This window comes from Clostridium muellerianum (assembly GCF_012926525.1).
GTDB lineage: Bacteria > Bacillota > Clostridia > Clostridiales > Clostridiaceae > Clostridium_AM > Clostridium_AM muellerianum.
Genome location: NZ_JABBNI010000001.1, coordinates 13,234 through 31,155 on the forward strand (window position 1 = coordinate 13,234; position 17,922 = coordinate 31,155).

The 17,922-nt window shown below is 29.3% G+C and carries 14 protein-coding genes; 13 read left to right on the forward strand and 1 reads right to left on the reverse strand.

The window, feature by feature from the left end:
* Positions 1-576: an indolepyruvate oxidoreductase subunit beta gene (locus HBE96_RS00050; RefSeq protein ID WP_169295733.1), complete on the forward strand. Its 576-nt coding sequence runs from the start codon at positions 1-3 to the stop codon at positions 574-576.
* A gap of 262 nt (positions 577-838) precedes the next feature.
* On the opposite strand, the gene HBE96_RS00055 is transcribed toward HBE96_RS00050, so the two are convergent.
* Positions 839-2,299 carry an aminotransferase class I/II-fold pyridoxal phosphate-dependent enzyme gene (locus HBE96_RS00055; protein WP_169295734.1) on the reverse strand — a complete coding sequence of 487 codons (1,461 nt, stop codon included), beginning with the start codon at positions 2,297-2,299 and terminating at the stop codon, positions 839-841.
* Positions 2,300-2,553: 254 nt separating this feature from the next.
* On the opposite strand from HBE96_RS00055, the gene HBE96_RS00060 reads away from it, so the two are divergent.
* The 12 genes from HBE96_RS00060 (at position 2,554) to wecB (ending at position 17,921) form a co-directional block, all read left to right on the forward strand.
* Positions 2,554-3,138: a 50S ribosomal protein L25 gene (locus HBE96_RS00060; protein ID WP_169295735.1), complete on the forward strand. Its 585-nt coding sequence runs from the start codon at positions 2,554-2,556 to the stop codon at positions 3,136-3,138.
* A gap of 144 nt (positions 3,139-3,282) precedes the next feature.
* Positions 3,283-5,016 carry a phospho-sugar mutase gene (locus HBE96_RS00065; protein ID WP_169295736.1) on the forward strand — a complete coding sequence of 578 codons (1,734 nt, stop codon included), beginning with the start codon at positions 3,283-3,285 and terminating at the stop codon, positions 5,014-5,016.
* 143 nt (positions 5,017-5,159) lie between these two features.
* On the forward strand, positions 5,160-6,227 hold the full coding sequence (locus HBE96_RS00070; RefSeq protein WP_169295737.1) for a tetratricopeptide repeat protein: 1,068 nt from the start codon (positions 5,160-5,162) through the stop codon (positions 6,225-6,227).
* A gap of 101 nt (positions 6,228-6,328) precedes the next feature.
* Positions 6,329-7,249, forward strand: coding sequence for a UTP--glucose-1-phosphate uridylyltransferase GalU (gene galU, locus HBE96_RS00075; protein ID WP_169295738.1), 921 nt, complete (start codon positions 6,329-6,331; stop codon positions 7,247-7,249).
* A 132-nt stretch (positions 7,250-7,381) separates the two neighbouring features.
* Complete coding sequence (locus HBE96_RS00080) at positions 7,382-9,220, forward strand: polysaccharide biosynthesis protein (protein ID WP_169295739.1); 1,839 nt, start codon at positions 7,382-7,384, stop codon at positions 9,218-9,220.
* A 175-nt stretch (positions 9,221-9,395) separates the two neighbouring features.
* On the forward strand, positions 9,396-10,712 hold the full coding sequence (locus HBE96_RS00085) for a nucleotide sugar dehydrogenase (protein ID WP_169295740.1): 1,317 nt from the start codon (positions 9,396-9,398) through the stop codon (positions 10,710-10,712).
* Between the two features lie 90 nt (positions 10,713-10,802).
* Positions 10,803-11,912 carry a Gfo/Idh/MocA family protein gene (locus HBE96_RS00090; protein ID WP_169295741.1) on the forward strand — a complete coding sequence of 370 codons (1,110 nt, stop codon included), beginning with the start codon at positions 10,803-10,805 and terminating at the stop codon, positions 11,910-11,912.
* Positions 11,913-11,935: 23 nt separating this feature from the next.
* The gene (locus HBE96_RS00095; protein ID WP_169295742.1) at positions 11,936-12,679 is read left to right on the forward strand and encodes an acyltransferase; all 744 of its coding nucleotides are present in this window, start codon (positions 11,936-11,938) and stop codon (positions 12,677-12,679) included.
* Between the two features lie 71 nt (positions 12,680-12,750).
* Positions 12,751-13,851, forward strand: coding sequence for a glycosyltransferase (locus HBE96_RS00100; protein WP_169295743.1), 1,101 nt, complete (start codon positions 12,751-12,753; stop codon positions 13,849-13,851).
* Entirely contained in the window at positions 13,835-15,271 is a 1,437-nt protein-coding gene (locus HBE96_RS00105; RefSeq protein ID WP_169295744.1) for an O-antigen ligase family protein, read from the forward strand. Before HBE96_RS00100 ends, HBE96_RS00105 begins: the two co-directional genes overlap by 17 nt.
* On the forward strand, positions 15,228-16,826 hold the full coding sequence (gene murJ, locus HBE96_RS00110; protein ID WP_169295745.1) for a murein biosynthesis integral membrane protein MurJ: 1,599 nt from the start codon (positions 15,228-15,230) through the stop codon (positions 16,824-16,826). Before HBE96_RS00105 ends, murJ begins: the two co-directional genes overlap by 44 nt.
* A gap of 42 nt (positions 16,827-16,868) precedes the next feature.
* Positions 16,869-17,921, forward strand: a complete 1,053-nt coding sequence (gene wecB / locus HBE96_RS00115) for a non-hydrolyzing UDP-N-acetylglucosamine 2-epimerase (protein WP_007061930.1) — start codon at positions 16,869-16,871, stop codon at positions 17,919-17,921.
* Position 17,922 lies beyond the last annotated feature (1 nt).

A 17,922-nucleotide genomic window follows, 5' to 3' on the forward strand; every position in this document is an offset into this window, starting at 1 on the left:
ATGAATAATGTTAAAAGTATATTATTCGTAGGAGTAGGTGGACAAGGAACTATACTTGCTTCAAAGATTTTAACAGAGGGATTGTTAAAAAACGGATATGATGTAAAGATGTCTGAGGTTCATGGTATGGCACAAAGGGGAGGTAGCGTTAGTACTCAAGTTAGATTTGGAGAAAAGGTTTATTCACCACTTATAGAGAAAGGAACAGCAGATGTTGTAGTAGCTTTTGAAAAGAGTGAAGCGGCAAGGTGGCTTCCTTATTTAAAAAAAGATGGGTACTTAGTTGTAAATGATTATGAAATATATCCAGTTCCAGTTTTAATAGGTGAGGAAGAATATCCTAAAAATGTTAATGAATCATTAAAGAAAACAGTGAAAAATACAATAATAGTTAATGCTACTAAAGTAGCAGAAGAACTTGGAAATATTAAGGCACAAAATGTTGTGCTTCTAGGAGCATTGCTTACAGCTCTTAAGTTAGAAAGTATAAACTGGAATGAAATTTTAGAAGTTATAGTTCCGCCTAAAGCTATTGAATTGAATAAAAAAGCTTTAGCAAAAGGAATGAAAGCATAACTGAAATTTAAGGCATATAAAAGAAAATAACAAGCCCAATAGGCGATGGATATTTTTGTAACACAAGAAGACAGGTTTAACAGAAGTTTAAGTTATCTAAGGAATATGTGGACGCAGTATTACAAAAAATAGACTAGCATATAGACTTGTTATTTTTTGAAGATATCTAAAGGCGAATAGCGTAAAAATTTTACCCAGCACTTTTAAAAGTGCTGGGTATTTTCAAAGCTCGAGATATATGGTTTAATATATATCTTCATTATTATTTTACAACTTTAATTATTTCTACTTCAGGATCTTCAGTTCCCTGTACGTATAATCCGGTTTGTTTAAGCTTTTGAACATAGTCTATAATTTCTTTTGTTATTTCTTCCCCGGGGCATAGTATAGGTATTCCTGGTGGATAAGCCATTAAAAATTCTCCACTTATCATGCCAATACTTTCTTTTAAAGGCACAGCAGTTTTTGTTCCGTTAAAAGCTTCTCTAGGTATTCTAATTTGTTTTGGTATGGAAGGAATATCTATAAAATCAGATTTTTTATTTCCATTACCATAATATTGTCTGCTTATTTCTTTTAAAGCATTTATAAGGGCATTTATGCTATATTCAGTATCACCAAATGATCCTACTGCAAGTACATTGTATAAATCGGAAAGCTCAAGTTGTATATGATATTTATTTGAAAGTATCATATCTAAATCATATCCTGTTATTCCTAAATCTCTACATGTAATTGTTATTTTAGTTGGATCAAGGGCAAAAACGCCTTCATTTCCTAAAATTTCATCTCCAAAACAATAAAAGCCTGGAATTTTATTTATTTCACGTCTAGCATAATTCGAAAGTTCAATAGTTTTATCTAAAAGTTCTTTACCATTAAGAGCAATTTGTCTTCTTGCACAATCTAATGAAGCCATTAATATATATGAAGGTGATGTAGTTTGTAATAAAGATAAAATTTGTTGAACTCTATTTATATCTATACGATTTGATCTAACTTGTAATAAAGAGCACTGAGTTAGAGCTCCAATTATTTTATGTGTGCTTTGGGCACATATATCAGCTCCAGCTTCCATTGCAGAAGTTGGTAATTTCTTATTAAAACCAAGGTGTGGACCATGTGCTTCATCCACTATTAAGGGAATATCATAACCATGAACTATATCTGCTATTTTCTTTATATCAGCAGCAACTCCATAATAAGTTGGATTTATAATTAAAACTGCTTTAGCATCAGGATTTTCTTTAAGTGTTTTTTCTACTGTTTCTGGTGTAACTCCATGAGCTATACCAACCTTTTTATCTAACGCAGGCTGCATATAAACAGGTACTGCACCACTTAATATAATTCCTGCAGTAATGGATTTGTGAACATTTCTTGGTATTATTATTTTATCTCCAGCTTTAACTACAGACATAACCATGGCTTGAATAGCACCTGATGTTCCGTGTATTGAAAAAAAAGAGGCATCTGATCCATATGCATCGGCAGCTAATTGTTGAGCTTTTTTTATAGGGCCAGTTGGATGATGAAGGCTGTCAACTAATTTAAAGACAGTAACATCTATTTTAAATGGATTTTCTCCTATAAAATTTTTAAACTCTTCATCTACACCTATACCTTTTTTATGGCCAGGAACATGGAAAGGAATTGTTTCTCTATTTACATATTCCATTAATGCATCATATAAAGGGGTTTGAGTTTGATCTAATTTATACACCTTGATAAAGCACCCTCTTTCATAAAAATACAACCGTTGAACTGTGATAGTTCAAGGGTTGGCCTATATTTTCATTTAAACCAATATAATTATATGTTAAATGTTTTCTAAATGCAACAAAGAGAAGAAATTTTATAAATAAATATTTTTTACAGCAAAATTGTGAATAATATGAGTAACTATGTAAATAATTAATAATATGATTAAATTATGTTAAATGCTTTTATAAAGTCCATGTTTAGGAGGAATTTAAAATGGAAGAATTAGAATTATATAAAAGAAGTAAGAATACAGTACATGAAGCTAGAAAAGAAAGAAAGCTTGGAAAAGTACCAGGTATTATTTACGGAAAAAATATCAATAATTTAATGTTTGAAATAGGAGAACTTGAATTAAATAAAAAAATCAGTAATAATGGAGAGCATGGTATATTAAATGTTAGATTCCAGGAAGAGAAGTATAATACTTTGATAAAAGAGGTGCAGAGAGATTCTGTAAATCATAGAATAGTTCATATAGATTTAGAAGAAATACCTAAAAATGAAACTATTCAAACGGATGTTCCTATAATATTTACAGGTGAAGAGTTAATAATGAGAAAAGGCGGCGTTGTTCAAAAGGAAAAAACTAATATAAAGGTTCAATGCAAGAGTGAAAATATACCAAACCATATTAACATAGATATTTCTAATTTGGAAATAGGCCAGTCTTATAGAGTAGGGGATATAGAACTTTCAAAGGATATAGCTTTTATAGATGATTTAAATACTATAATAGCATTTGTAACTGCTAATAATAAGGTTGATGACAATGGATTAGAAGGAGTGGTAGTAGATTAAAAGTTGGTGATAAGAATTTATAATTCTTATCACCAATATTTTTTGAAAGTTAATAAAAATGTTATTGATTAGAGATATAATTGTAACATAATTTATAGTATAATAGTAAATGTTAAATATTACATATTTAAGGAGGGTTATGAAATGGAATATAAAGAAAAATATAATTTATGGGTAAATTCGGAGTTTTTAGATGAAGATTCAAAAATAGAATTAAAAAAATTGCAAAATGAAAAAGAGATAGAAGATAGATTTTACAAAGATTTAGAATTTGGAACAGGTGGATTAAGAGGAATTATCGGGGTAGGAACCAATAGAATGAACATATATACTGTAGGTAAAACTACGGAAGGTTTATCCCAATACTTAATAAATAAATATAAAAGCGACATTTCTGTAAGTATAGCTTATGATTCAAGAATAATGTCAAAAGAGTTTGCAGAGGCAGCAGCATCGACGCTATGCGCTAATGGAATAAAAGTATATTTATTTGAATCCTTAAGACCAACTCCTATTTTATCTTATACTGTAAGACATCTTAAAAGTAAGGCTGGAATTGTGATAACCGCATCTCATAATCCAAAAGAATATAATGGATATAAGGTTTATGGCGAGGATGGTGGACAGGTAACAGATAACAATGCAAAGGAAATTTTTTCATTTATTGAAGGAATAAATGATTTTGATAAAGTAAAAACTATGAATTTAGAAGAAGCAAAACAAAGTGGTCTTCTGGTTATTATAGGAGAAGAAGTAGATAAAGAATATATTGATAGAGTAAAAGCTTTAACTATAAGAAAAGAATTAGTGGACAAATGTGCAAATGACTTAAAGATAATTTATACTCCAATACATGGAGCGGGAAATATACCAGTGAGGAGAGTTCTTAAGGAATTAGGATATAATAATGTAACTGTAGTAAAGGAACAAGAACAGCCAGATGGATATTTTCCTACAGCAGCTTATCCTAATCCAGAAGATCCTAAAGTGTTTACTATAGCACTAGATATGGCCAAAAAAATCGAACCAGATATAATATTTGGAACAGACCCTGATTGCGATAGAATAGGTATAGTTGTTAAGGATAGTAGCGGAGAATATAGAGTGTTAACGGGTAATCAGACAGGAGCACTTTTAACTCATTATATATTATCATCTTTAAAAGAAAAAAATAAATTGCCTAAAAATGCAGCTGTAATAAAAACAATAGTTACTACTGAAATGGCAGCTGATATTGCAAAAGAATATGGCGTAAATCTTATAGATGTATTAACTGGATTTAAGTATATAGGTGAGAAAATAGGTGAGTTTGAGAAAAAGGGAGACCAAAAATACATTTTTGGCTTTGAAGAGAGTTATGGATATTTAGCAGGAGATTTTGTAAGGGATAAAGATGCAGTTATAGCATCAATGCTTATATGTGAAATGACATTATATTATAAAAGTAAAGGTATGAGTTTATATGAAGCTTTAATGAATTTATATAATAAATATGGATTTTATAAAGAAACTCTAGTATCTTTAGAGCTTAAAGGAAAAGAAGGACAAGAAAAAATAGAAAAAGCTCTTCAATATTTAAGACATTCTATGAGTTATAGTTTAGGAGAAGTTAAAATAGTAAAAAAGATGGATTATAAAATAAGTGTAGAAAAAGATTTAGTAAATATTAATGAAAAAATAATACAATTGCCAAAATCAAATGTACTTAAATTTATAATGGAAGATGACTCTTGTTTTGTAGTAAGACCTTCAGGCACTGAGCCTAAGATGAAAGTTTATCTATCTGTAATTGGTAATAGTATAAAAGATTCAGAAGAAAAAATGGAATTATTCAAAAAAAATGTTATGGAAGTTATAGACGAAGCATGTAATTGCTAAAAGAATTAATAACTTTTAGGGTGGAGATAAAGAAGATATTTCTACTTTAGAAATTAAGTTATAGATTTTTACTTTATATTAACTAGTATTTATAGTAAAATTCAAAGTGTTAAATATATTAAATTAAGTAGGTGTTATATTTTATGAATCCAAAATCTCATTTTAAAGATAAATTATCTCAAGTTCTATTTTTAGAGATAAAAAAAGAAAATATAAAGAGGTTATTTAATACAGAGGTTAATGAAGACATATATATTCCAGTTAAGTCCTCAAGCATAGTGAATCAGGTTAAAACAGAAAAAAATGTAGGAAAAATACCCATAAGTTTTTTTATTGAAGGTATGTTTTATGTTATAGGAGCAGATGAAAAGTTTAGATTTAATGATATCTATAATAATATACTTATTAATATAGAAGATAGTGATAAATTTATTAAAGGAAAGATTGCAGAGAATATAAAGCATAAGAATTACGAAGATGCATATATACTTCTTAAAGGATTATCTAAAACTGAAAACAATATAGAAATTTACGATAAACTTTTAATTGTAGTTGATGAATTAAGAAAATTAGATAAAAGTTATGAAGATGAAGAATTGTCACTTATTGAAATAGTGAAAAAAAATAAAAACTATCCAATGGCATACTTTTATGAGGCTATTATAATGAGGGAACAGGGGGATTTTGAAAAAGCTCTTTTTTGTATAAATAATTATACAGAGAATGGAGGAAAAGAGTCTTTGGAAGTTACAGAGTTTAAGGAATCATTAAAATTAATTATAAATTATGAAAAAGGTAAAGAAATATTATATGATTCACCAAAAGAAGCTTTAAGTTTACTTTTACCTCTTGTTAATGAATTTGGTAATGACGCTATTTTATACTATCACATTGCAGTAGCGTATAGAATATTAGAAAATTATGAAAAAGCTATATACTATTTAAATGAATCAATGAGCATAGATAGCAATATTATGGAGGTAATAAATGAATTTGGAATTAATTATGCTTCATTAGGTGATTATGAAACTGCTATAGCATACCTAAGAAGGGCATTTGAAGCAACTAAATCTATAGAAATATGTACTAACCTTATTATGTGTTACTTGAATAACAATGACATAAAAAATGCTAAACTTCATTTAGAAATTGCAAAAAAGATAAATCCTGAGGATGATGTTGTGGTGGAACTTGACGGTATAATAAAGTAATTACTGCTTTTTATACAGGTATATAAATTAAAATAAATGTGAAAAATAAATTGGATGTGTATTTTGTAATATTTTTAATTGGAAGTGAAAGGGGATTTGTTATGACAGTAAAAAAAGCTATAATACCTGCAGCCGGACTTGGAACAAGATTTTTGCCAGCAACTAAGGCACAGCCAAAAGAGATGCTTCCTATAGTAGATAAGCCTACAATACAATATATTATAGAGGAAGCAGTAGCTTCAGGAATAGAAGAAATACTTATAATAACAGGAAGAAATAAAAGGGCTATAGAAGATCATTTTGATAAGTCAGTAGAATTAGAAAAGGATTTAGAAGATCATAAAAAAGAAGATTTACTATATCTAGTTAGAGAAATATCTAATATGGCAGATATATATTATATAAGACAAAAGGAACCTAAAGGACTTGGACACGCCATAAGTTGTGCAGAAACTTTTGTAGGAAATGAGCCCTTTGCAGTAATGTTAGGTGATGATGTAGTAGATAGTAAAATTCCTTGCTTAAAGCAGCTTATAGACTGTTATGATGAATATAAAACATCTATTATAGGAGTTCAAGAAGTTAATAAGGAAGATGTATATAAGTATGGAATAGTAAAAGGAATGTACATTGAGGACAGTGTTTATAAAGTAAAAGATTTAATTGAAAAACCTAAAGTAGAAGAGGCACCTTCAAATATTGCAATACTAGGACGATATATAATAACCCCTGCTATATTTGATATATTAAAAAACACTATTCCGGGTAAAGGAGATGAAATTCAACTTACAGATGCACTAAGAACATTGATTAAATCTGAAGCAATGTATGCGTATAGTTTTGAAGGAAGAAGATATGATGTAGGAGATAAATTGGGATTCCTTAAAGCTACAGTCGAGTATGCATTAAAAAGGGATGAACTTAAAGAACCTTTTATGGAATATCTTTTAACATTAGGTGAAACAGAGTTTTTTAAAAATCTTAAAAATGAAATATCAGAAAATAAGGAAAAAGGGCTGTAATATCTTACAACTCTTTTTTAAGTGTGCTCCATTCTTTAAAAAAATATATTGAATAATTTTTTCTATGATGTAAAATAGAAAAAGGGAGTTTTAGTACAAAGTTTTTACAATAATGTTTAAGGATGTGTTAACATGGAGAAAGATAAAAAGCTTATAATATATGATATAGTTTTTCTTATAGTTTCTTTATATTTTGCTTTTCTTTTGAAATTTAATTTCAAGATACCACCAGAGGATATGGTATTTTTAAAATTATCATTAATTCCAGTGGTTGTTATAACTTTAATATGTAATAAGTTCTTCAAATTATATAATAGTATATGGAAATATGCTTCTATTGAAGAACTGATGTCTATTATATATTCGATATCTGTATCAAATATTATATTTGTAATATATAGTTATCTTATAACTTATAAGTTTTTAGAAAAGACTTATTATAGATTTCCATTTTCAGTACATATAATATTTTGGATATTATCTGTAATTGCATTAGGCGGAATAAGATTTAATTATAGGGTTAAGGAAGAAAGTAAGGGAGAAAAGGTTGGCAAAAAGCATGATAAGAAATTGCTTATAATTGGAGCTGGTGATGCTTCAGCAATGCTTATAAAGGAGATAAAAAGACATAAAGATTTAAATTATGATATAGTAGGACTTATAGATGATGATGAATCTAAAAAAGAAAAATTAATTAATGGAATAAAAGTTATAGGTGGTAGAGATCAGATAAATAGAATATGTACTCAAAAGGGAGTAGAGGAAATTATACTTGCTATACCGTCAGCTGATCTTAATATAAAAAGGGAGATAATAAATATATGCAAAAGTACTAATTGTAAGTTAAAAACTCTTCCTGGAATATACCAAATAATAGATGGGAAAATTAATATAAGCAAGTTGAGAGATGTTAATATAGAAGATTTATTAGGAAGAGATGAAGTTAAACTTAATAATGAAAATATTAATAGGTACATAAAAGATAAAACCATTCTTGTTACAGGAGGCGGTGGCTCAATAGGATCAGAGCTTTGTAGGCAAATAGCTAGGTTTAGTCCTAAAAAACTATTGATATTAGATATTTATGAAAACAATGTCTATGATGTACAAATGGAATTAAATTACAATCAGCCTGACCTTAACAAAGAAGTTATCATAGCTTCTATAAGAGATAAAAAACGAATGAATAAAATTTTTGATAAGTATAAGCCAGATGTGGTATTTCATGCAGCAGCGCATAAACATGTGCCTTTAATGGAAGGTAATCCATCAGAAGCTATTAAAAATAATATTATAGGTACATACAATGTGCTTAGATGTTGTGATGAATTTAAAGTTAAAAAATTTGTGCAAATAAGCACGGATAAAGCTGTAAATCCTACAAATATAATGGGAGCTACAAAAAGATTTTGCGAAATTATGGTTCAAGCCTTTGATAGGGCTAGTGAAACAGAATATGTGGCAGTTAGATTTGGTAATGTTTTAGGAAGTAATGGTTCAGTAATACCATTATTCAAAAAACAAATAGCTCATGGAGGTCCAGTTACAGTAACCCATCCTGAAATAAATAGATTTTTTATGACTATTCCAGAAGCAGCACAGCTTGTAATTCAAGCAGGGGCTATAGCTAAAGGTGGAGAAATATTTGTATTGGATATGGGTCAACCAGTAAAAATAGCGGATTTGGCTAGAGATTTGATAACTTTATCAGGTTATAAGCCTGATGTAGACATAAAAATAGAGTATACAGGACTTAGACCTGGTGAGAAGTTGTATGAAGAATTGTTAATGAATGAGGTTGCATTAACTTCTACAGAACATGATAAAATATTTGTAGATAAACCTATTGGTGAAGATATGAAATTTATAGAAGAATCAATAGATCAGTTTAGTAATGTTGCCTATATGGATAAGGAAAGCATAATTAAGCTTGTAGAGGAAAAGGTACCAACATATAAAAGAAAACAATAAAGTGAATTACAAATAATAAATTAAACTTATTATTTGTTAAGTATATTTCAGATTAAGTAAAAAATCATATCTGAAGGTGATAAGTGTGTTAATATATAAGCATACAGAAAATTAAGCCGGTAAACGTAACAGTAGATACAGTTACGATATTATAAGAAATACGGGAGGAAGAAAGATGTCACAGTTAAGAGATGAATTAATATTAAGACTAAAAAACAAAACAGCTAAACTAGGTGTTGTAGGATTGGGTTATGTAGGACTTCCACTTGCAGTTGAAAAAGCTAAAGCTGGATATAATGTCATAGGATTTGATGTTCAAGATAAAAAAGTAGAAATGGTAAATAAAGGTGAAAATTATATAGGAGATATAGTAGATACAGATTTAGAAAGGCTAGTAAAGGAAGGAAAGTTAAAAGCTACTACAGATTTTAGTTTTGTAGAAAGTGTAGATGCTGTTTCAATAGCAGTACCAACACCATTAGATTTATACAAACAACCAGATTTATCTTATGTTGTAAGTTCGGCTAAGAGTGTTGCAAAATATTTACACAGAGGAATGCTTATAGTTCTTGAAAGTACAACATATCCAGGAACTACTGAAGAAGTATTAAAGCCAATTCTAGAAGAAAGTGGATTAAAATGTGGAAAAGATTTCTTTTTGGCATTTTCACCAGAGAGAGTTGATCCAGGTAATAAACAATTCAAAACTAAAAATACTCCAAAAGTAGTTGGTGGTTGTACAACAGAATGTACCGAAGTTGCTGCTACTCTTTATAGAAGTGTTCTAGAAGGAGAAGTTTTCACAGTATCTTCACCAGCTGTAGCTGAGATGGAAAAAATACTTGAAAATACTTTTAGAAATATAAATATAGGTCTTGCAAATGAAATGGCTATATTATGCAATAGAATGAAAATAGATATATGGGAAGTAATAGAAGCTGCAAAAACTAAGCCATATGGATTTATGCCATTCTATCCAGGTCCAGGACTTGGTGGTCATTGTATACCATTAGACCCATTCTATTTATCATGGAAAGCTAAAGAATTTGATTTCCATACTAAATTAATAGAGGCATCAGGAGATATAAATGATTCCATGCCAGCTTTTGTAGTAGATAATGCAATGAAGCTTTTAAATACTCAAAAGAAAGCAATGAATGGTGCAAATGTATTATTATTAGGTGTAGCATATAAAAATGATATTGATGATATGAGAGAATCACCAGCTCTTAAAGTTATAGAACACTTAGAGAAGAATGGTGCCAATGTAATAATAAATGATCCTTATATTCCTAAATTTAAACACAATGGAAAAGAGTATGTTTCAGTAGAGTGGGAAGAGGCTATAAAAACTGCTGATATTGTAATTATAACTACAAACCATAGTTGTTATGATTATGAAACAATAGTTGAAAAAGCTAATTTACTTTATGATACAAGAAATGCTACAAAGGATGTAAAGAATAACAGAGAAAAAATTCATAAGCTTTAATATAATGTTTTCGGAAGGCACTACACCTTCCGAAAATTATTAAAAGGCAGTTTTATATACAAGAAAATATAAGATTTAGGAGTGATATTTGTGAAAAAATTGAAGTTTGCAATTATAGGTTGTGGAAGAATATCATATAAACATGTAGAAGCATTAATTGATAATCAAGAAGAAGCTGTTTTAGTAGCTGTTTGTGATGTTATAAACGAAAAAGCAGAAGAAAAGAAAAAAGAATATATAACAAAAATAGGAAAAGAAGTTCAAGTTTCTGTATATACAGATTATAAAGAGATGCTTGAAAAAGAAGATATAGATGTAGTAACTATAGCTACAGAAAGTGGTTATCATCCTGAAATATCTAAGTACTGCATGAATAAGAAGAAACATGCTATAGTTGAAAAACCAATGGCATTATCAATAGAAGATGCTGATAGCATGATAAAATGTGCAAAAGAAAACAATATTAAGCTTTGTGTAAGTCATCAAAATAGGTTTAATGTACCAATACAACAATTAAGAAAAGCTGTAGAGCAAAATAGATTTGGCAGACTTGTTAATGGAACTGCGAGAATACTTTGGAATAGAAATATGGGTTATTATACTCAAGCGCCATGGAGAGGTACATGGAAGCTTGATGGTGGTACTTTAATGAACCAGTGTATACATAACATAGACTTATTGCAGTGGATGATGGGCGGAGAAATTGATACTGTATATGCTCAGTGCGATACATTTTTAAGAGATATAGAAGCTGAAGATTTTGGAGCAATAGTTATAAGATTTAAAAATGGCGCTATAGGAATAGTAGAGGGAAGTGCTTGTGTATATCCAAAGAATTTAGAGGAAACTTTAAGCATATTTGGAGAAAAAGGAACTGTAGCTATAGGCGGTCTTGCAGTAAATAAAATAGAAACTTGGAGATTTGAGGATAATAAAGATAATGAGGATGAAATATTAAAAGCTCAAGGTGCTGATCCAGATTCTGTTTATGGATTTGGACATAATCCATTATTTAAAGATATGATAGATGCTATAAATAATGATAGAGCTCCTCTTGTAAGCGGTGAAGAAGGTAAAAAGGGTATGTCTATAATTCTTGCAGCGTATAAGTCAAGACTTACAGGAATGCCAGTTAAGTTCCCAATGGAAAGTTTTTCAACTACGGAAATGGTGAATGTAGAAAAAATACATAAAAAATAGTGTTTTAGAATGGAGAATTGAAAATGGAAAACTATATATCGGGTAAAGCTAAAATAGGCGCTAATGTAAGCCTTGGAAGATTTGTAGTAATAGAAGATGATGTGGTTTTAGGAGATAACTGTCTTATAGGTCACAATGTAGTAATACATAAAGGTACTAAGGTAGGAAATAATGTTAGAATAGATGATAATACAGTAGTAGGAAAACAACCTATGAGAGCTGTAAATAGTATATTCAAAGATGAGAAGGAATTCCCAGGAGCGAAAATAGGAGAAGGATGCTTAATAGGAGCAGGTGTTATTATTTACTGTGGCTGTGAAATAGGAGAAAAAACTCTTATTGCAGACTTAGCTACTGTAAGGGAAAATGTAACTATAGGAAGTAAAACTATAATAGGAAGAGGAACTGCTGTTGAAAACTTCTGCAAGGTTGGTTCAAATTGCAAATTAGAAACAAATGTATATTTGACAGCATATTCTGTAGTTGAAGACAATGTATTTATAGCGCCTGGAGTAGTAACTTCAAATGATAACTTTGCAGCTCGTTCAAAGGAAAGATACAATCATTTTAAGGGAGTTACTGTTAAGAAGGGTGGAAGAATTGGAGCTCAGGCTACAATATTACCTGGAAAAGTTATAAATGAAGATGGTTTTGTAGCTGCAGGAAGTCTAGTAACAAAAGATGTACAAAAGGAAATTATAGTGGCAGGAAATCCAGCTAAAGAATTGAGAAAAGTGCCAGAAGATCAACTACTTAGGAATCAATAATATATAACATTATTCAGCAGATAGTTGGCAATGTCCATTGTCAACTGTTGCTGTTTTAGGGAGTGTAATTAATGGCTAAAATATGTTTTTTAGCAGATGCGGAAAGCATCCATACAAGGAAATGGATAAATTATTTTTCTGATCTTGATAATGAAATATATTTAATATCTATGAGAGATACTAAATATAAATACAGTGAAAATGTAAAAAGTTTTGTTATAAAACCGCCTTTTGGAAATAAGCTATCATATTTTTTTATTGTTAATAAAATAAAAAAATTAGTAAATGAAATAAAACCAGATATATTGCATAGTCATTATGCTACAAGCTATGGACTTTTTGGCAGGATTAGCGGATATCACCCCTTTATTGTATCTGTATGGGGAAGTGATGTGTATGACTTTCCTAAGTCTAATGCTTTTAATGCTAAGTTATTAAAATACATACTTAATGGTGCAGACGCAGTATGTTCTACCAGTATGGATATGGCTAATGAAACGAAAAAGTATTATAAAAGCAAAAAAGATATAACAATAACTCCTTTTGGGGTAGATATAAATAGATTCAAGGAAAGTACTTCAGTTCTACAAAAAAGTTATATAACTATAGGTGTAATGAAAAATTTAAATAAAATATACGGAATAGATTATTTAATAAGTGCTTTTAATGATTTATGCAAAGAAAGTAATAAAGACATAAGGTTAATGATAGTTGGAGATGGAGAGGAAAGACAAAATTTAGAAGGTCTATGTACAGAATTAAATATAGAAAATAAAGTTACTTTTACAGGAAAAGTAGATAATGTAAAGGTACCTGAATACATAAATATGATGGATATAGTATGTATACCATCCTTAAGAGAAAGTTTTGGAGTAGCAGCAGTAGAAGCATGCGCATGTGGAAGACCGGTAGTGTCAACTAATGTTGGTGGATTAACAGAAATAGTTTTTAATGATGTTAATGGTTATACTGTAGAACCTAAAAATATTAAATTATTAAAGGAAAAATTAAAGATTTTAATAGAAGATGAAGATAAAATAAGAAAATTTTCTGTTAATGCTAGAAAGTTAGTTGAAGATAGATATAATTGGATACATAATGCAGGAACTATGAAGAAATTATATGATAGTTTTCTGATTTCGGGAGGAAAAACAGATGAACAAACTAGATAAAAGAAGCTTAGGATTTTTATGTGTAGTATTTATTGCTGTACTTGCAAGATCATTTTTAATTCACGATTATGTAATTGGAATGCTATTTTTTGTATGCACAGCTTTAAGCTTAAGCTTAACTTATTCACCTGAATTATATGATAAATTGTATTGTACATTGTTAGTATCTGCTGCATTTGAATATACAGCATATTTGCCAGGGCATGAACAAATTTATTTTTTTCATGTAATGTTGTTTATTATGATTATTTTTACAGCTTTACAGTGGATTAAAAATGGTGGAATAAATGTAAACATGGATAAAAAGATTTTAGTTTTTTTTGTAATATGGTTTATATACATATGTGCAGGCTATTTTTGGTCAAAGAATAAATCTTTTAATATTAAATATATTGCAATTTATGCTATGATGTTTGCTTTTTTAGCAGTGATTGTTATATATAATAATACAAAAGAGAAATTTAAAAATACTATAAAAATTATTGGATTAATGGCTGCAGTAATAGTTGTTATAGGAATAATAGAAACTGCAGTTGGTGTAGAATTACCTGTAAAACATTATTATAACTATACTGTTCATAAGCTCTCAGAAATGGAGATAGAGCTTTTAAAAACAAGACCTATGGTATTTTCCTATAACCCTAATAATTTGGCTACACTATTAAGTTTATGTTTGCCTATTCCAGTGTTTCTTTTCACTTTTGGAAGGTATAGCAAACAAAAAATAGTTTATTTGTTGTGTAGTTTACTTATTTTTGCTGCAATAGCACTTACAACATCAAGAGTGAGCCTTTTGTCTGTAATATTAATGGTGGCAATTTTTACTATAGCTATGTTAAAAGAGTATAAACTAAAAGGTTTAATATATCCACTAATAATTGTTATAGGCTTTGGGGTTGTATACAAATTCAGCTATGTATTTGTAATGAGAAACAGTGATATGTATCGTAATCAAATGAAGCAAAAAATGAATAAACTTACTAATATAGAAAATGTTAAAGTCGGTGAAGAAGGTTCAGAAGGTGAAAGATTAACGGTAGTATATGATGTAGTTGAAGGTGTATTTCATGATAAAAAACTTTTAGGTTTCGGTGCAGGAAATACTACTCAGCAACTAATGGATAAAGGAAATACTCATGGCATATACAGTCCCCATGGATTAGCCATAGAGGTGCTTGGTGATTTTGGAGTTTTCTTCTTTATTTTATATGGAATTTACTATTTATATTTATTATACAGATTACTTCTTATATCCAATATGAGAGATTATGAAGCTAAAATATCAGCATACACCTTAATAGCGGCATTGTTTGGTTTTGCGTTATCCAGTTTTGGACCAAGTTCTGTTACTTACTTCTTTCCATATTGGATGATGTATGGTGTTACAATATCATGCATTAATTTATATAGTAGACAGTAAAAAAGGTGAAAAAATGAGTGATGGAAATAAATTAGTAAAAAGTGCTACTATAATAGTTGTATGTACTTTTATAAGTAAAATACTTGGACTATTAAGGGATAGTGTAACAGCTGCAAAATTTGGAACTATAGAGTTAGATGCTTATAATGCAGCATCTAACCTTCCAATGGTATTATTTATAATGATAGGAGCAGCAATTACTACTACACTAATTCCACTTTATAATGAAAAGAGGAAACAAGGTAAAAAAGAAGCATGTGAATTTGTAAGCAATGTCTTGAATTTCTTTATATTCATAACTGTAATTATATCTGTAATGTGTGTAATTTTTATAAATCCTATAGTGTCTCTTTTAAATCCAGGATTCGTAGGTGGTAAGCTTCAATTTACAAAACTACTTACGATTATATTAATACCTACACTTACAGTTAATGCAGTATTATATATATTTAATGGTATGCTGCAATCTGAAAATAATTTTGCAGTACCTTCTTTAGTAGCGCTTCCATTTAATGTACTTATAATTGGATATTTGTTTATTTTTGGCAAAAAATATGGCGTAATGGGATTTACAATAATAACTCTTATTGCAACTGCAATTCAAATACTACCTCAAATACCATATGTAGTAAAGATTGGATTAAAGCATAGTTTTAAAATAAATTTCAGAGATCCTATGCTTAAAAGAATGTGTTTAATGCTTATTCCTGTTATTTTAGGAACAGGAGTTCAGCAAATTAATACATTTGTTGAGAGGGGAGTAGCTACGGGTTATAGTGCGGGAAGTTTATCATCTCTAACTTATGCTTATAGAGTTTTTGCTTTATTTGTAGATATATTTGTAGTGGCCATATCTACAGTAATTTATCCCAAGATGGCAAGGCAAACAGCCAATAATGAGATGAAGGAAATGAAATCTACTTTAAGTGAATCTATATGTACGTTAATAGTGTTTATATTACCTATGTCTTTAATTGTAATGATGCAAAGTAAACCTATTATTTATATATTGTTTGAAAGAGGAGCATTTACTAGAAGTGCTACAGATATAACTTCTAGTGTATTATGTTTTTACTCATTAGGACTTTTAGCTTTTGGCTTAAGAGATTTTGTATGTAAAGCGTATTATACACTGCAGGATACAAAGACTCCGATGATAAACAGTGCTATATCACTTGTATTAAATATAATATTAATATTTATATATAAATACTTTCTAGGACTTAAAGGATTAGCTTTAGCTAATGCTACATCTATGTATATAGCTTGTGCATTACTCATTTTCAGTTTGAGAAGAAAAATAGGAAGTATGAATGGTAAGAAGATACTTATAACTGCAATAAAAACCATTATTGCTTCAGCTGTTATGCTAATAGTTATATACTATTTAAATATGGTATTGGATTTAAAATATGTATCAACAGTTTCAGTATTCATTAAAATTTTAATTTCTTCATTTGCTGGAGTTATTGTATTTATAATAACTGCATTTATAGTAAGGATGGAAGAAATTATTAAATTAAAAGAAATGATAATGTTTAGAAAAGCAGTATAAGTCAAAAATATTAAAAAGGCTTTTCAAATAGGAGGAAGAGGTATGAAGATATTAACAGTGGTTGGAGCAAGACCACAATTCATAAAAGCTGCAGCTGTGTCTAATGTTATAAGAAAGCAGCACGAGGAAATACTTATTCATACAGGTCAGCATTACGACGAAAACATGTCTAAAGTATTTTTTGATGAACTAAAGATACCTAAACCAGACTATAACCTAGAAGTTGGTTCAGGTAATCATGGACATCAAACAGGAACAATGCTTATTAAGCTGGAAGAAATATATTTAAAGGAAAAACCAGATTTGGTTTTAGTATATGGAGATACTAATTCTACATTGGCAGGAGCGCTATGTGCTAGTAAGCTTTTAATTCCAGTAGCTCATGTAGAAGCTGGACTTAGAAGTTTTAATATGACTATGCCTGAAGAACAAAATAGAATTTTGACAGATCATATTTCAAAGTTCTTATTTGTCCCTACAACTTCAGCTATAGAAAATCTTAAAAATGAAGGCATAACCAAGGGAGTTCACAATGTTGGAGATGTAATGTTTGATGCTGTACTTCATTTTAAAGGGTTAGCTGAAGATAAATCTAACATAATTAATGAACTTAAAGTTAACAAGAATGAATATATCTTAACTACCATACATAGGGCAGAAAATACTAATGATATAAATAGATTGAAAAATATAATTGAAGCATTAAATGAAAGTGGTAAAACAGTAATATTGCCTATGCATCCAAGAACTAAAAAATATATTAGTGATTATGGACTAAAATTTAATGAAAATGTAAAAGTAATAGAGCCTGTAGGATATCTTGAAATGATAAATTTAGAGATGAATTCACAAAAAATAGTAACAGACAGCGGCGGAGTTCAAAAGGAAGCTTTCTTCTTAAAGAAACCATGTGTAACCATGAGAGATGAAACTGAATGGGTTGAAACAGTTCAAAATGGATGGAATAAGGTTGTAGGAACAGATAAAAACAAAATACTTGATTCAATAGTTAATTTTGAGCCAAAAGAGCAGCAAAAGGACATATTTGGAGATGGAAAAGCTGGACACAAAATACTAGAGATAATAGGAAAATAAG

What these genes read in the sequence shown, in the direction of transcription:
- HBE96_RS00050 (WP_169295733.1), top strand. Translation starts at nt 1, where the DNA reads ATGAATAATGTTAAAAGTATATTATTCGTAGGAGTAGGTGGACAAGGA.
- HBE96_RS00060 (WP_169295735.1), top strand. Translation starts at nt 2,554, where the DNA reads ATGGAAGAATTAGAATTATATAAAAGAAGTAAGAATACAGTACATGAA.
- HBE96_RS00065 (WP_169295736.1), top strand. Translation starts at nt 3,283, where the DNA reads ATGGAATATAAAGAAAAATATAATTTATGGGTAAATTCGGAGTTTTTA.
- HBE96_RS00070 (WP_169295737.1), top strand. Translation starts at nt 5,160, where the DNA reads ATGAATCCAAAATCTCATTTTAAAGATAAATTATCTCAAGTTCTATTT.
- galU (WP_169295738.1), top strand. Translation starts at nt 6,329, where the DNA reads ATGACAGTAAAAAAAGCTATAATACCTGCAGCCGGACTTGGAACAAGA.
- HBE96_RS00080 (WP_169295739.1), top strand. Translation starts at nt 7,382, where the DNA reads ATGGAGAAAGATAAAAAGCTTATAATATATGATATAGTTTTTCTTATA.
- HBE96_RS00085 (WP_169295740.1), top strand. Translation starts at nt 9,396, where the DNA reads ATGTCACAGTTAAGAGATGAATTAATATTAAGACTAAAAAACAAAACA.
- HBE96_RS00095 (WP_169295742.1), top strand. Translation starts at nt 11,936, where the DNA reads ATGGAAAACTATATATCGGGTAAAGCTAAAATAGGCGCTAATGTAAGC.
- HBE96_RS00100 (WP_169295743.1), top strand. Translation starts at nt 12,751, where the DNA reads ATGGCTAAAATATGTTTTTTAGCAGATGCGGAAAGCATCCATACAAGG.
- HBE96_RS00105 (WP_169295744.1), top strand. Translation starts at nt 13,835, where the DNA reads ATGAACAAACTAGATAAAAGAAGCTTAGGATTTTTATGTGTAGTATTT.
- murJ (WP_169295745.1), top strand. Translation starts at nt 15,228, where the DNA reads ATGGTGTTACAATATCATGCATTAATTTATATAGTAGACAGTAAAAAA.
- wecB (WP_007061930.1), top strand. Translation starts at nt 16,869, where the DNA reads ATGAAGATATTAACAGTGGTTGGAGCAAGACCACAATTCATAAAAGCT.